The organism is Bacteroidales bacterium (assembly GCA_035299085.1).
Taxonomy (GTDB): domain Bacteria; phylum Bacteroidota; class Bacteroidia; order Bacteroidales; family UBA10428; genus UBA5072.
On record DATGXG010000002.1, the window covers coordinates 73,923 to 89,870 of the forward strand.

At 41.8% G+C, this 15,948-nt stretch carries 10 protein-coding genes; 3 read left to right on the forward strand and 7 right to left on the reverse strand.

From position 1 onward, the window contains the following. Window positions 1-59: 59 nt before the first annotated feature. The 4 genes from VK179_00490 to VK179_00505 form a co-directional block, all read right to left on the reverse strand. Window positions 60-650, reverse strand: a complete 591-nt coding sequence (locus tag VK179_00490) for a YigZ family protein (GenBank protein HLO57196.1) — start codon at window positions 648-650, stop codon at window positions 60-62. Window positions 651-707: 57 nt separating this feature from the next. Beyond that, complete coding sequence (gene dnaA / locus VK179_00495; protein ID HLO57197.1) at window positions 708-2,129, reverse strand: chromosomal replication initiator protein DnaA; 1,422 nt, start codon at window positions 2,127-2,129, stop codon at window positions 708-710. A gap of 343 nt (window positions 2,130-2,472) precedes the next feature. Next, window positions 2,473-3,402 (reverse strand): MlaD family protein, encoded by a 930-nt coding sequence (locus tag VK179_00500; GenBank protein HLO57198.1) that lies wholly within the window; start codon window positions 3,400-3,402, stop codon window positions 2,473-2,475. Window positions 3,403-3,586: 184 nt separating this feature from the next. Then, entirely contained in the window at window positions 3,587-4,780 is a 1,194-nt protein-coding gene (locus VK179_00505; GenBank protein HLO57199.1) for an N-acetylmuramoyl-L-alanine amidase, read from the reverse strand. Window positions 4,781-4,926: 146 nt separating this feature from the next. On the opposite strand from VK179_00505, the gene VK179_00510 reads away from it, so the two are divergent. Continuing rightward, window positions 4,927-7,575, forward strand: a complete 2,649-nt coding sequence (locus VK179_00510; GenBank protein HLO57200.1) for a putative LPS assembly protein LptD — start codon at window positions 4,927-4,929, stop codon at window positions 7,573-7,575. Between the two features lie 92 nt (window positions 7,576-7,667). Here VK179_00510 and proS read toward each other — a convergent pair whose 3' ends face one another. Beyond that, window positions 7,668-9,143, reverse strand: coding sequence for a proline--tRNA ligase (gene proS, locus VK179_00515; protein HLO57201.1), 1,476 nt, complete (start codon window positions 9,141-9,143; stop codon window positions 7,668-7,670). 104 nt (window positions 9,144-9,247) lie between these two features. Between proS and VK179_00520 the strand changes: the two genes are divergently transcribed. Together VK179_00520 and VK179_00525 are read left to right on the forward strand one after the other, a co-directional pair. Further along, complete coding sequence (locus VK179_00520; GenBank protein HLO57202.1) at window positions 9,248-10,690, forward strand: hypothetical protein; 1,443 nt, start codon at window positions 9,248-9,250, stop codon at window positions 10,688-10,690. A 53-nt stretch (window positions 10,691-10,743) separates the two neighbouring features. Further along, a complete protein-coding gene (locus VK179_00525; GenBank protein ID HLO57203.1) occupies window positions 10,744-12,264 on the forward strand; it encodes a hypothetical protein in 1,521 nt (506 codons plus the stop codon). Window positions 12,265-12,319: 55 nt separating this feature from the next. Here VK179_00525 and trmD read toward each other — a convergent pair whose 3' ends face one another. Both trmD and VK179_00535 read right to left on the reverse strand, forming a co-directional pair. Beyond that, window positions 12,320-13,030: a tRNA (guanosine(37)-N1)-methyltransferase TrmD gene (trmD, locus tag VK179_00530; protein ID HLO57204.1), complete on the reverse strand. Its 711-nt coding sequence runs from the start codon at window positions 13,028-13,030 to the stop codon at window positions 12,320-12,322. Window positions 13,031-13,065: 35 nt separating this feature from the next. Further along, window positions 13,066-15,936, reverse strand: coding sequence for a PD-(D/E)XK nuclease family protein (locus tag VK179_00535; GenBank protein HLO57205.1), 2,871 nt, complete (start codon window positions 15,934-15,936; stop codon window positions 13,066-13,068). Window positions 15,937-15,948 lie beyond the last annotated feature (12 nt).

Genomic DNA, 15,948 nt, shown 5'->3' on the forward strand with positions numbered 1-15,948 from the left:
TCAGATTTTACTGCAATTAAGTTATTGTATTTTATGCATTATTTCTATGACTTTAATCTTCACTTTATATGAATATCACCAAGGGCCGAAAGCTTTTGAATTACCTTATCATATGATCCTTTTCTTACATGAAGCTGCATGCTGCAATCCATTTCGTACACCGGATGCTCAGGGACCAGGTTCTCATCTTTCAGTATTCGCATGATGCTGTTCAGTTTTTCATAAGGAAATTTCAATTCAATGGTTTGTTCAATAAATCGTTCAGTGATAGCAGCATGTTCAAACATATCGGCTGTTGCCGACTTATAGGCATTGATGAGACCTCCGGTTCCCAGCAATGTTCCGCCGAAATACCTTACCACAACAACGAGGACATTGGTTACACCATGAGATAAAATCTGGTTATAGATCGGTTTACCGGCAGTTCCTGAAGGTTCACCGTCATCATTCATCCTGGTTTGCTCTGATTCAACACCTATTCGGTAGGCATAACAATGATGCCTTGCATCATGATATTTCTTCCGGAGAACTTCAAGAATCTCAAGCGCTTCATTCACAGAGGTAACCGGATTACCAAATGCAAGAAACCGGCTGTTCCGGTCGCGGAATGTTCCTTCAGCAGGTTGATCTATGGTTCTGTAAGCATCCATTCAACTGAAAATAGCAGGCAAAAAAAAAGGTTCATTTTTCAATGAACCTTTTTGTATCTAGAATTTGAGTTTCTTTTCTATTTCTTCGATCTGGCCCTTAAACTGTTTATCCGTTTCAACCAGATTATTCACTGTTTTACAGGCATGAAGAACCGTTGCATGATCTTTTCCACCGATTTGTGACCCGATGGTGGCAAGAGAAGATTTTGTAAGGTTCTTCGAAAAATACATGGCAACCTGTCTGGCCTGTACAATTTCTCTTTTTCTCGTCTTCGACTGCAGAGAATCAACAGGCACATCAAAGTAATTGCAAACTACTTTCTGGATATAATCGATTGAAACTTCACGTTTTGTATTCTTGATCAGTTTGTCGATCATTTCCTTGGCCAGGTTGAGCGTGATCTCCTTTTTATTCAGCGTGCTCTGGGCAAGTAACGAAATCAGGGCGCCTTCAAGTTCCCTCACATTATCGGTAATATGGGTGGCTATGTATTCAACCACGTCATCAGGCAGCGTAATCCCGTCTTTATAGGTCTTCTGCTTCAGAATGGCAACCCTTGTCTCGTAGTCAGGTATCTGCAGATCAGCTGAAAGCCCCCATTTGAACCTCGAAAGCAGCCGCTGCTCCAAGCCCTGCAATTCAACCGGAGGTTTATCGCAGGTAAGGATGAGCTGTTTGCCCGACTGATGAAGATGATTGAAAATATGGAAGAAGATATCCTGAGTCTTTTCCTTGCCTGCAAATTCATGAACATCATCAATTACAAGCACATCAATCATCTGGTAGAAATGGAGAAAATCGTTCTTTGTGTTATTCCTGATGGCCTCTACGAATTGTGTCTGAAATCGGTTGGCAGGAACATATAAAACTGTTTTATCCTGGAACTTATCTTTAATTTCAATACCTATGGCTTGTGCAAGATGGGTTTTACCCAGTCCGCTGTCACCATAGATCAGCAGGGGATTAAAGGCAGTTCCTCCTGGATTATTGGCCACGGCAAAGCCCGCTGAACGGGCAAGCCTGTTGCATTCACCTTCAACAAAATTATCGAAGGAATACTCAGCATTAAGCCTGGGATCGATGTTCATCTTCTTGATCCCCGGGAAAATAAAAGGATTCCGGATGGTGTTTTCTTCCACATTGATCGGCACACTTACCGGATTGTTCTTTATTTCAATCTGGTTTTTAGCAGGGAGCTTAATGGTATAGAGCTTTGTTGCAGACTGGCCTGGATTTTCCATGACAATGCTGTACTCCAGTTTTGCTTCATAGCCAAGTTCCTTCCTCAGCGTTTTACTGATGATGTCGATATACTTTTCTTCCAGGTATTCATAAAAGAATGGGCTTGGCACCTGGATGGTAAGTATTTTATTCTCTAACCGCAAAGGAACTATGGGTTCAAACCATGTGCGAAAACTGATAGAAGGTACGTTGTCTTTTATAATTTTTAAGCAATTACTCCAGACTTCTTTGTGCATATTAAATTTTGGTTTAGGTTAGGTTAATAACTGTTTTTGTCGGCTGATTTATTGTCACAGCAAGATTGTGAAAAAAAAATAAAAAAAAAAATCATTTTTCGCTTGATTTTCTTCTAAAAAAGGTATCCATGTTTATTTCAGTTATTTAATGATTCAGAATTTTGACAAAAGTATAATGTATTGATAATGATTACATTGTAAAACTATCATGAATACAAATTTGTCTTTTAGGACCTTAAGTGAAATATGTAAAGTTTTAATTTTAGGAATAAAGGATTAAACACTTTTGATATGAACTAAACAAATCAAAACAGCATTTTTCACCATTGTTAATAACTTAAATTTATTTATCCTTTTTACCGAAAACAGAAAGGTGAACATATCGTTTCGGATGTTCCCGGAGGTCAATTAACAGAGAATCAAGACTTGACAGCGCATTATTGAGATTGTTGTAAACAGAGTCATTTACCATCAGCTGACCGGCTGTACCCTGACCGTTATTGATTTTTGTAAACAGGTCAGTGGTTTGCGCGAATGTTTCACTTGCATGTACAATCAGGGCTTTCAGTTCAGCCTGTTTCAGTGTGTCGGATATTGCGGCAAAATTGGCAAGGATGTTAGAAATATTCTCGTTGCTTTTCTTAAGATTGGCGGTAACTTCATTCAGATTCCCGAGTGTCTGTCCAAGCTGGCCTGAAGGTTGAAGATTTGAGCGTAACGAAGCCGTTGCAGAATTGAGGTTTGCCATCATATTTTTGAGGTTAGTCCTTGTCTGCGGGTCAAGCACGTCATTCAACGATAGCAAAAGCGTATCCACTGCACCGATCACAGATTGTACCTTATTAATTACAGGATCAAGAACACTGGTGATGTCAGGTTCAATTCCTCCTATCAGCGTATCGCCCGATACATGAAATCCGTTTTCAGTTCCCGGAATTATGTCGATATCCTTTGATCCTGATATCAGGCTGCCACTCTTGAGCAGTAAAGTCGTATTCTTTTGCAACCTGATGTCTTTATCCATTGAAATCTTCACTACGATGCGGTTTACATTGTCTTTGTCGAACTGGATTTTTGTAACATTCCCGACTTTATACCCATTGAGATTGACGACTGCATTTTCAACAAGACCTTTAACGTTATTATACACAGCATAATACTGTTGACTCGACTCAAAAATGTTTTTACCTTTCAGATAATTGATTCCCCAAATGGCAAGGGCCACTGCAACAAAGGCAACAAAACCGATTTTAAATTCTCTGGAAAATTTCATGTTTTAGTATTTTAGGCTATTAGGCTATTAGGCTATTAGTTAGTTTATAATATGTTTATAACAAAGTTCTTAAATGGGACGTATAGGACCCATGGGACGCATGCGACTTCCCGTTTAATGCTTCGACTCCGCTCAGCATGACATCCGGTATCCAGCATCTCACCTACTCCCTACTCCTTACTCCCTACTGCTCCTTCAGCGCCCTATCAAGCGGAATAATGGTGTCATTCTTCACTGCAATGATAAAGGCATCCGGAAATTTTTCCTTCACTGTTTTACTATAAGGAATAATATCTTTAAAGGTACTGCTGCTTCCGACAGCATACTTATAATAATTACCCACCCTGTATTGCGAAACATCCTTCATGCCCTTAAACAGGTGTGATCCCTGTGTTATGGGTTTGAGTGATGCTGCAATCTGAACTTTAAACTGAATATCGGGCTTTTTCGTTTCAAAACGATTGTCAGGAGCAACGGGATCAGGATCGACACCCGAAGAAGTATCGGTCGGATCCAGACTATTGCTGTCGGTAATTACGACATGGCGATTTCCCAAAGAAGCCGTCAGCGTTGATTTTGAATCCACAATATCTTTATAGTCCCTGAAAGCCCTGTAAATTGCCGATGCCAGGTAATCCTGTCCCTGCTTGCTCATCAGAAACGCCTCTTCATCAGGGTTTGAAAGAAAACCTGTTTCCACAAGTATTCCGGGCATTGCTGACTGCGCAAGGACAAGTAACCCTTGTCGCTTAACACCCTTATCACTCCTTTGTGCCTTTTCCCTGAATTGGTCCTGAACCAGCCCTGCAATGATGACGCTCTGGTCAAAATACAAGTTCTGCATCAGCGAGAACATGATATACGATTCCGGATCATTGGGATCAAAGCCGGCATACTTAGTATTATAATTATCCTCTAACAAAATAACGGAGTTTTCCTTTTTTGCCACCTCAAAATTCTCACTTGTCCTATTTAGGCCCAAAACCAAGGTCATGGTTCCTGAAATCTGCGGATTACTGATGGCATTTACATGAATCGATATAATGAGGTCGGCTTTATTTTTATTGGCTATTTCCGCTCTTTCCAAAAGGGGAACAAACACATCGGTTTTACGGGTATAAATCACTTTAACTTCCGGTATGTTCTCTTCAATATATTTCCCTGCTTTTAAAGCGATTGCAAGAGCGAGTTCCTTTTCTGTAGCATGTTTACCGATCGAGCCCGGATCTTTGCCACCATGCCCGGCATCTATAACCACCGTTTTTAGCTTATACCCGTTATCAGGAGTCTGAGCAGCTATCGATACCGGCCCGAGGATGAAAACATAAAAAAGTATAAAAAACCTCTGAAAAATGAGCACGGTACATTTTTTGTTCATTTCAACACGTTATTTTATTAGCTTTGCAGCCTATGACCTTTTTGGATATGCAAAATTAGCATTTCTTATTGATTCAATAAGCAGCATTTTTGGGGAACAATGTTCTTATGTTTTCTAACAAACAACGAAATATAAAAATTTACCGCTTGTCTCCTTCCCTTTTCAGGCTTCTGCTTATTCCCCTGCTGGCTTTGATGACCCTTAACATGGCAGGCCAGCAGAATACTCAAAAACCCGATTCCACGGTATTTGCCGATTCTGTTAGAGTTAAGGCTGACACGCTGTTGAATGACAGTACAAAAAAAGCCAAGAAACCTCTGCTTGAAGCCGAAATAAAATACTCTTCCGAAGACTCGCTTATTTTTTCAATCGGGCAGCAAAAAGTCTTCCTATACGACAAAGGCGTTGTAAATTACCAGGATATCGGGTTGACAGGTAACTATATCGAATTTGATTATAACACCCGTATAGCCATGGCTGCCGGGGCCATTGATTCGAGCGGACAATTGACAGGCAGGCCCGAATTTACACAGGGTACCGAAAAATTTGATTTCGATACCATGCGATACAATTTTCAAACCCGGAAAGCCAAGATTAAAAGTATTATTACCCAGCAGGGTGAAGGATACTTGCACAGTACCGTTACAAAAAGAATGGCAAACGGGGAAATCAATATCAAAAATGGTAAGTATACTACCTGCGATGCTCCCCATCCTCATTTTTACATTGCACTTACCAAAGCAATTTCAATACCCGGAAAGAGAACCGTGGCAGGACCCGGATACCTCGTTTTTGAAGACATACCTATGCCACTCGGATTGCCGTTTGGCTTTTTTCCCAATACAAACAAGCGAACGTCAGGATTCATCATACCTGAGTTCCGCGACGAACAGCGTCGCGGTTTCGGACTTGAAAACGGGGGATGGTATTTTGCCTTTAACGATTACCTGGATGTATCTATCGCCGGTTCAATTTACTCAAGGGGCACCTGGGGAGTGAAGGCTGTGAGCCAATATCTGAAACGATATAAATACAACGGTCAGTTTTCAGCCCAGTTTTTCATGAATAAAATCAACGACGATCCCAGTTCAATTTCATCCAGGGATTTCAAAATTAACTGGAGTCATTCACAAGATCCGAAAGCAAACCCCACCCGCACCTTCAGGGCAAGCGTCGATTTTGCAACCAGTTCTTTTGAAAAACGACAGGGCACCAATTTTGGCAATATTCTCGAAAATCAGAAGAACTCGAGTATAGCGTTCACAAAAAGATGGCCCGGAAGGCCGTTTAATTTTGCTGCCAACCTGAACGCTTCACAAAACACAAGAAGCAAGACTATAAGCGCCACCCTGCCAAGCGTTACTTTTAACATGGACCGCATTTACCCGTTCAGGGGAAAAAAGGATGACGGTGATTATAACTGGCTACAGAATATACAGATCAGCTATAATTCCAAACTGATAAACAGGATGAATAATATCGGGGATTCTGTATTTTTTACCGAAAGCACATTGAAGAAAATGGAAAGCGGTTTTGCACATACAATCCCGATTTCACTGGATAATATCAGAATTCTTAAAAACCTGATCACCATCACTCCCGGAGTAAGTTACAACGGGGTTGTATTCCCTTATTACATTAGGAAAACACATGTTTCGGACACTCTATTTTATGGGAATAAAAATTATATAACCGATACAATCCACAGAGTTACTTATGCCCATGCATTCTCTGCTTCGATCGGGGTGAGTGCTTCTCCGAAACTTTATGGAATGTACACGAATAAACGGGCTAACCCAAAAATCATCGCAGTTCGACATGTAATGTCACCAAAGGCGTCCTTCAGTTTTACACCCGACATGAAAGGACTTGTTCCTGACTACTATCGCAAAGTTCCTACTAATTCTTCAATTGGCGCTAACAGAACTTATGAAGAATATTCGATGTATGCGGGACAAATGAATTCAACACCGTCGGTGAATGGTAAAAGCGGATCATTATCCCTTGGTTTGGGCAATAACGTTGAAATGAAGGTACGTTCAAAGAACGACTCGACCGGAAAAGGGAAAAAAGTCACTATTCTTGACAACCTTGATTTTGCCACAAGTTACCGCCCGTTCTCGCCTGAGTTCAAATGGGCGCCTGTAACAATGAATGCCCGCAGTACCTTATTCAATAAGAACCTGCAAATCCAGTTAAGTTCAACATTTGATCCTTACGGACTCAATGAAAAAGGAAACAGGCAGGATGTATTCCTTATCAATCAGACAGGAAAACTATTCCGGTTAACCACAGTGCAGTTCAGTACGGGTTTCCGTTTGCAATCAGCAGCAGGAAAGAAAAAGGACAGCAATGCAAAAACCGGGGGACAGACTGATATCGATAAGGGTTACGAAAATACCCAGGAAATGACGGATATGTATGAACAAGAAGGTGGCTCGGTAAGGAATGACTACGTTGATTTTGATATTCCCTGGTCGGTTAATATCGACTATTCATTCCGCTATGATAAACCCGGGTATGTAGCCCGTAAAACGAGCTCAGTGAGGATGAGCGGGGATATCAGTATAACACCAAAATGGAAGATCGGGCTTAATTCATCCTATGACTTCGTTGCCAAGGAATTGAGTGCCACCAATATCAGCGTATACAGGGATCTTCATTGCTGGGAAATGAAAATTGGTGTGGTACCTTTTGGTAACTACAAAAGCTACTACTTCACCATCAATGCCAAATCAGCCATCCTCCGCGACCTGAAGTGGGATAAGAGGAAGAGCTGGAGGGATAATTTCTAGATACTGGTGCTGGATGCAAAAAGCTGCTTCGTCGCAGTTACATATACCGTAACCTGAATAATCCGTCTCGCTCCTCGCAATGACGGTAAGGTTTAATAGGCCACTGCAAACAGTACCCTCTGTTTTGAAGGTTTTCCTGTTAAAATACACTTTCCTTCCTCTTGCGGGTTATCCAGCGGAATACAACGGATCGTGGCCTTGGTTTCTTCCTTGATCTTTGCCTCGGTTTCAGCAGTTCCGTCCCAGTGAGCATAAGCAAAACCACCTTTTACTTCAACTATTTCCCTGAATTCATCCCACGAATTAACATAGAATTTATTGCTATCCCTGAAAGTCAAAGCTTTCTGGTATATATTCTGCTGAATTTCTACCAGCAGATCCTTCACATAGGTTTCTATTCCTTCAAGAGGTAATATCTTTTTTTCAAAAGTATCGCGACGGGCCACTTCCACCGTATTGTTCTCAAGGTCTCTGGGCCCGATTGCCAGTCGAACCGGTATGCCCTTTAGCTCATATTCAGCAAATTTCCATCCGGGCTTCTGAGTGTCGCGGCCATCATATTTAACTGAAATGCCAAGATTGGTAAGCGATTTTCTGATGCTTTCGGCTTTTTCGGAGATGGCTTGTAATTGTTCGTCGTTTTTATGAATAGGAACGATGACAACCTGGATCGGAGCCAACCGGGGCGGCAATACAAGTCCGTTATCATCGGAGTGTGCCATAATTAGTGCACCTATAAGACGAGTGGTTACACCCCATGAAGTTGCCCATACATAATCCAGTTTACCTTCCTTATTCAGGAATTTCACATCAAAGGCGCGGGCGAAATTCTGTCCCAGGAAATGAGATGTACCACCCTGCAAGGCTTTTCCATCCTGCATAAGCGCTTCAATAGTGTAGGTGGCAATGGCACCGGCGAACTTTTCAGATTCTGTTTTTACACCTTTAATTACCGGTACTGCCAGGAAGTTCTCAGCGAAAGTTGCATAGACATCTAGCATTTTCCTTGTTTCTTCCTCAGCCTCTTCACGGGTAGCATGAGCGGTATGGCCTTCCTGCCAAAGAAACTCAGTTGTGCGAAGGAACAAACGGGTTCTCATTTCCCATCTTACTACGTTGGCCCACTGGTTAATCAGGATGGGCAGATCGCGGTATGACTGAATCCAGTTTTTATAGGTGTTCCATATTATGGTTTCCGAAGTAGGCCTTACAATAAGTTCTTCTTCGAGCTTGGCGTTTTCATCAACAACAAGTCCCTTGCCCTTTTCATCATTTTTAAGCCTGTAATGAGTTACTACGGCACATTCTTTGGCGAATCCTTCAACATGCTCCGCTTCACGACTAAAAAAAGACTTTGGTATGAAAAGAGGAAAGTATGCATTAACATGACCGGTTTCCTTAAACATCCTGTCGAGCTCGCCCTGTATCTTTTCCCAGATGGCGTAACCATATGGCTTAATAACCATGCACCCTCTGACAGCGGAACTTTCTGCAAGGTCAGCTTTTATTACAAGATCGTTATACCATTGAGAATAATTCTCTTTTCTGCTTGTTAATTCTTTAGCCATAACAAATATTTGGTATAGAATTTGTGTTTACTTTTACGAAATTTTAACGTTTGCAAAATAAAGAATAAAAAGTTTAAATTCACATAAAAATAGGAGGTAAGGTCATGAAAACTATTTTACGTTCATATTTTGTCCTGGTTCTTGGCATTTTTGCCTTCTCCGGCGCCATGGGTCAGAAGACTTCTCAGGAATATGACGATATGTACTATATACCTTCCGAAAAGAAGGCTGTACAGGCCACTGATAACAAGACTCCTGCAACCCAACAGGAAGCAACAGAATCAAGGCAACCCAGCGATTACGAAAAATACATCCAAAATCTCGAGCAGCAGCGCAAAACCGGCAAAAACAAAAAAGCTAATCAGCAGGCTCAGCAGGGTGTTACCTATACCGATTCAGTTCAGTATGCTGAAGATCAGAACTACGTTGACAACAATGCAGATGCTGAATACAGCGAAGAACAGGCTGACGGTAATACTTATGTAACCAATAATTTCTATGGAAGCGATTATTATTATGCATCCAGGATCCGCAGGTTCTATGATCCGTTTTACTCGGTAGGTTATTTTGACTATTACGATCCTTTCTTTTATTCGCCGGGGTGGTCATTCAGTATGTCATTCGGTTATCCCTATTATGGGTATGGCTATGGGTATGGCTGGCCATATTATTCACCGTATGGTTATTACGATAATTTTTATAATCCCTATTATTATTCATCATGGTACGGATATAATCCTTACTGGAGAAGTCCCTACTACAGTTTCTGGGATTACTACGGGTATGGAACTTACCCCGGATATTACGGCGGATATCATAATCATTATGCTCATAATGACCGTCCTGTTTATTACGGTCCCAGGAGAACCATTGAAAACAACCGTATTGCAGGTGCCACTGCTTATAACGGAGCCCGCAGGGTTAGCAGCGTGTCACCTTCGGACGGTCGCAGGTCAGTTGCCAGCGGAAATACCACCGGTGTAAAAAGCACTTCAGGCACAACAACAACCCGCCGTGCATATGGTACAACCGAATCTTACAGGAGAACCGGATCCAACGGAACATCGGTTACTACAAGATCGGCTTCAACCACTCCGACTATGAGGCAGTCAGGAAATTCACAGGAAAGACCGGTATATACAAGGCCATCGTCACAGAATAATTCAACTTACAGTGGATCCAATCGCGGTGCGTCATCATCCGGATCAGGATATACCCGCTCTTCAGGCAGCAACGGTACTTCCTCAACTTACAGGTCGGGAAGTTCATCAACCTATAGCAGGCCCAGTAGCAGCTCATCATCTTCATACAGCCGTCCCAGCTATTCAACCGGTTCATCAAATTACAGCTCAGGCAGCAACAGGTCAAGCAGTTATTCCAGCGGCTCGTCACCATCCTATTCATCAGGAAGCAGCAGGAGCAGCAGCAGCAGTAGTTCTTACAGCGGCGGTAGCAGGTCCAGTGGAGGAAGCAGCTATTCAGGCGGTGGATCTTCATCTGGTTCAAGCAGCCATTCAGGAGGCGGCAGTTCAGGTGGAAGAAGGTAATTCAGGTCCTGAGCAAAAAGTTTAATTTCCAGTTTTTACTAACATCGCAAACTATGAAAAAGATTCTTTCATTGGTGATAGTATCAGTATGCATTTCTTCAGCCATACAGGCCCAGTTAGCCAGCCCTGATCAGGAAGCCTGGGATGCCATAAAGTTTTCACAAAACTTCCCTACTTTGTCTGCAAGAAGCTTATCAATGGGTGGAGCATTTAGTTCACTTGGAGGGGACTTCTCATCTAGCTATATCAATCCGGCAGGGCTGGGTCTATATCGTAAATCAGAATTTGTGTTTTCTCCTTACCTGGGTTTATCTACTACAAAAGCCAATTATCTGGGTGAAACAAATACTGATTACAAATATCAATTTAGTCTAAGTAATATTGGATATGTTGGCACCTTTATCACAAATAAGGAAAAAGGCCTTGTTAGTGCTTCATATGCCCTAGGTTATAACAGGATCAATAATTTCAATAACAGGGTCAACATCGTTGGTACAAACGAACGAACTTCGCTAATTGATTATTTTATGAATCCTGGCGGCAATAATATAAACGGAACCGATCCTGAAGATTTGGATCCCTTTACAAACAGGCTGGCCTTCGATGCCTATTTAATTGATACAACTGCAGGCACCAATTTTGAATACACTACCCCGGTTATGTATCGTAATCAGCAACGACGGATAATTGAATCCCGCGGTGGAACAGGACAATGGAACTTTGCCTTTGGGTTGAATTTCAATAATATATGGTATGTGGGGGCAGGGTTGGGAATCAACCAAATCTCATATGAAACGCAAATGAGTCATACTGAAATCAACCGTGATCCAGCCGAATCGGACTTTGCTAATTTTACTTATACTGAAAAAGAGGTTGTCAACGGTCATGGAATAAATTTCAATTTTGGCACCATGGTACGCTTGTTTGAAATTGTCCGACTTGGGGCCAGTTTCCAAACTCCAACTTTTTACCGACTTGACGAATCCTATAAAAATTCAATGTATTCTGAATTCAAGTCTGGTTTTGTACCTACTGATGATTTGGGAGAGATTTATGCAAATGGTGAGTATTCGTATAGGATGGCCACACCAATGAAATTACAGGCCGGCGCCAGCATACAACTTGGCAAAATGGGTATAATTTCTTCAGATATAGAATTCCTTGATTATTCGAAAATCCATTTTAAATCAATAGATGATCCTTCATTTGAGGACAACAATGATTTCTTACCAGATATGTATGGGAAAGTTGTCAATTTTAAAATAGGTGGTGAGGCCAGATTTGACAATCTTTTTGTCAGACTTGGCGGTGGTCTGTACCAAAATCCATATGCAACTTCTGATTTGACACGGTTTTACGGTAAAAATAATACAAGCGAACTTACTGCAGGATTTGGTTTCAGAACCAGTTCCTTCTTCTTTGATTTGGGATTCTCATCCCTTTCAAACAAAAAAGACAAGTACCTGCTTTATTCTGCCTACGATCCCAGAAGTACAAATGATCTGATTGATAATGTTTCGACAATTAACCAAAACCGATTCAGGTTTGTAGCCTCTCTCGGATTCAGATTTTAGAAGTTTTCAAATTCCAGTTTGAGTGTGCGGCTCAGGTTAATCCCTGAGCCGTTTTTTATTCCCTGTCCTTTCCCTTTCTCCTGTTTACAGGTTCTCTGAGTAAATCAGGCCGAAGTTTTAATGTTCTTTCTTCCGATTGCTGATGACGCCATTCATCAATGTTCTTCTGATGCCCTGATATGAGTATTTCAGGAACTTTCCAGCCTTTATATTCTGCCGGACGGGTATACACAGGGGGAGCAAGCAAATTATCCTGGAATGAATCCGTAAGTGCAGATGTTTCATCAGAAATGCCTCCCGGAAGAAGCCTTACAACACAATCCGTAATTACGGCTGCAGCCAGTTCGCCACCGGACAATACATAATCACCAACCGAAATTTCACAGGTAACCAGGTAATCCCTTACCCGCTGATCCACTCCTTTATAATGGCCGCATAACAATATTATATTCTCACATGTGGCCAGGTAATTTGCCCGTCTCTGGCTGAAAGTCTCACCATCGGGAGTGAGGTATATAATCTCATCATAGCTGCGTTCACTTTTCAGCTTGGTAATCAGCAGGTCAATAGGTTCGATGCACATGACCATACCTGCACCTCCTCCAAAAGAATAATCATCAACCTGCTTTTGCTTATTCTGAGAGTAGTCCCTTATGTTGTGAATCACAATTTCAACAACGTTTTTCTCCCGGGCCCTTTTTATGATGGAATGGCTGAGAGGACTTTCGAGCAGTTCAGGAAGGATTGTCAGTATGTCTATGCGCATTTGAGGTCTGATGTTTGATGTTTGATGTTTGATGTTTAGGTGCGGCGGCAGATCTTGTTATAGGCACAATAGGTACAGGTTTTGAGGTTTTCGGTTTGAATAAAGGGAACGGTGATATCAAACAATTCTTCCAAACCTGATTTCAGCAACAATTCAAAGTCATTTTTTACAGTATTGAAATCCTGCAATGGTTCTTTTCCGTATTTAATTGAAGTGCTGAACGTTTCTTCATGACTTTGCCTGAAAAATATAAGGCCGGGGGTCAACCTGGCTCCCGGATGGGACTGGTCATAGATAAGACAATACAGCAAAACCTGGAATGCCGCATCATTCCTGTCGTATTTGTTTCCATCGAAGAGCGATTCCATCAGTCCGAACCGGTTCTTAACTTTTCCGGTTTTATAATCGAGTATTCTGACCATGCCGTCTTTTAAATCAACCCTGTCGATAATTCCCCCGATATTGAGGTTGAGATCCGTGCCGTTCACTGTTAAAGGAATTACTGTTTGGAAACGGTTTTCAAGGGCAATAATACTGAAAGGAGCTGACCGGAGTTCCGATTCGAGAAACTGCCTTATATACTTGTAAATCACATGGCGTACAATCAGGTTATACCCTTCAATAGTCGTGTTTCCCGTCATCACCTTTGAAAATGATGCATCAAGGGCATTATTGATAAGCGCTTCGTTTTTAAGCAGTTCGGTAATATGTTCCGCGGTTATGACTGAAACGCCGAAATCTCTGTAAAGAATATTCAGACTTTCATGAAGGATGGTTCCGAACATCCTTGAATCGATTTCTGCTGAAACTTCCTCTGGTTGAGGAAGGGATGCGATATAGTGAAAGTAGAATTTAACGCCACAATTTAAATACTCATTTATAGCGCTCGGTGATAAGCATTTTCCATTTTCCTTGCAATAACCGGAAAGCAGGAAAAGGGCTTTTTCATCTTTAGGATAAGTTACAGCTTTTACAGGGATTTGCCCGACAAATGAGCTGAATTGCAATTCCTCGAACGGAAGTCGCATTTCATACTGTAACTGGTGTAGAAAACGACTTCTCTCACCTGTTTTCATTCCGCCTGAAGACGAATTATAAACCAGTGCCACATTCTGAGCCCTCTGAATCAGCCGATAGAAATAATATGCATAGATTGCATCCTGATGTTCCGGTGTAGGCAGTCCGAAACCCGACCGGAGATTATAGGGTATGAAAGACGGTTTTTCAGAAGGTTTGGGAAGAACCCCTTCATTGGCTGATAACAGGATCACATTGTTAAAATCGAGAGTCCTTGTTTCAAGTATCCCCAATAACTGTAAACCGGCAAGCGGTTCACCGCTGAAGGGAATATGCATATTCCGGAGAATTTTACGGATCAATCTGAAAAGCACATCCCGTCCCGGTACCTCAGTTTGTTGATTCAGAATATCCTGTAGCCGCGTCAGAAAGGTATATACCTGGAATAACAACTCAATTTGCAGCGGATCGGCATGTTTGCTTCCGCTTTTTTCCCCCGGAAGATCGCGCAAAACAGAACTGATCACTTCAAGTAAATACATGCAGGCATTCTCATGGAGTCTTTCTGCAAAAATCACTTCTCCCGGTAGATCAGGAAGTATATCATCCAGGGTTACATATATCGTGTGCTCATTGGCTGCTCTTTCCCTGAAACGATCGATCACACCGGAATATCGTTTAATAAGCAGGGGATTGGTCATTACAGAAAGAACATCTTTATAATACCATTTAACCTGGCCTGAAGGGTTTGTCCTGGCGTTTTTCAGCAATTCATACAACGAATCCACCAGACTAAAAACAATAGATGTCCCAACCGGGTATCCCATGGTTACATTGACGGCAGATACAGAATCAGGCAATGCATAAAGTGCAGGCAAAAGAAGCTCCTCGTCTGCAAGAACCACCGCCGTGTTTTCTGATTCACCGGCATTAAGGTTTAGTTTATTAAAGATATGGGGTAAAGCTGATGCCTGTCCGCTGTTTGACGACACCGGAACGAAATAAAGCTTCCTTTCAGTGTTACGCAGGTTTTCATCTGGGAGAGGTTTTGATTGTGGAAAGCTTGTGATGTTTTTGCGGATGTAAAAACCGGCTTCATGAATGTCGGTATTTGTGTACCATGTATGGTAATCCCAGAAAAAATCAGCTGATCCTGTATTTTTCAGAATGCGGAATAATCTTTCTTCACATGTATTCAGTGCATTGAATCCCACAAAAACAAACCGGGTGATTCCCGCTATGGGCAAAGGATCAGAATTTAGAATCTCAATAGCCTTCCTGTATGCCATACCTTCATAGGCTATATTTTTTTCATTCAGAATAGCACCGAATTCTTTGTATATTCCCGAGAGTGATTCCCATAAGCTGATAAAACCTTCCTGGTTTTCAGAAATATTTCCCGGCCTGAAAGTTTTCCAGAAGCGTTGTATATGATTGAGCTGATCTTCGGTAAGGTAGTTGAATTTACCGTCAATGGATTTAAGTCCCGACAGGTTCGTAAACAGGTCTGATGCCGGCACAAGGTACTTGTCAATTTCATCAAAATCGGCAAGCAGCGTTTCACCGTAAGGATAAAACAAATCAAAGCTTTCCGATGAACCGGTAATCTTTCTGTAAGCATTGAACAGACTAAAAAGCAGTGTAATCCTGTCAGCCACCGAACATGTTGAAATCTTCTCCATCATTTCCACGATGGTAAGGTATTGTGGAGCCCAAACCGGCTTATGTGTGATTTCTCCCATATACCGGCTGAGATACAGCCTGGCCCTCTTGTTTGGGAAAACTACGCATGTCTCTGAAAGATTGTATTCTTCTGAATTCAGTAATATGCGGGCAATTTCCTTAAGAAATGGAGTGGATGACATGCTGCAGATATTTTCCCTGCTCACAAAAATAGGATT

Coding starts and splice junctions, on each gene's coding strand:
- VK179_00490 (HLO57196.1), bottom strand. CDS start 650: ATGGATGCTTACAGAACCATAGATCAACCTGCTGAAGGAACATTCCGC.
- proS (HLO57201.1), bottom strand. CDS start 9,143: ATGGCTAAAGAATTAACAAGCAGAAAAGAGAATTATTCTCAATGGTAT.
- VK179_00500 (HLO57198.1), bottom strand. CDS start 3,402: ATGAAATTTTCCAGAGAATTTAAAATCGGTTTTGTTGCCTTTGTTGCA.
- VK179_00505 (HLO57199.1), bottom strand. CDS start 4,780: ATGAACAAAAAATGTACCGTGCTCATTTTTCAGAGGTTTTTTATACTT.
- trmD (HLO57204.1), bottom strand. CDS start 13,030: ATGCGCATAGACATACTGACAATCCTTCCTGAACTGCTCGAAAGTCCT.
- VK179_00525 (HLO57203.1), top strand. CDS start 10,744: ATGAAAAAGATTCTTTCATTGGTGATAGTATCAGTATGCATTTCTTCA.
- VK179_00520 (HLO57202.1), top strand. CDS start 9,248: ATGAAAACTATTTTACGTTCATATTTTGTCCTGGTTCTTGGCATTTTT.
- dnaA (HLO57197.1), bottom strand. CDS start 2,129: ATGCACAAAGAAGTCTGGAGTAATTGCTTAAAAATTATAAAAGACAAC.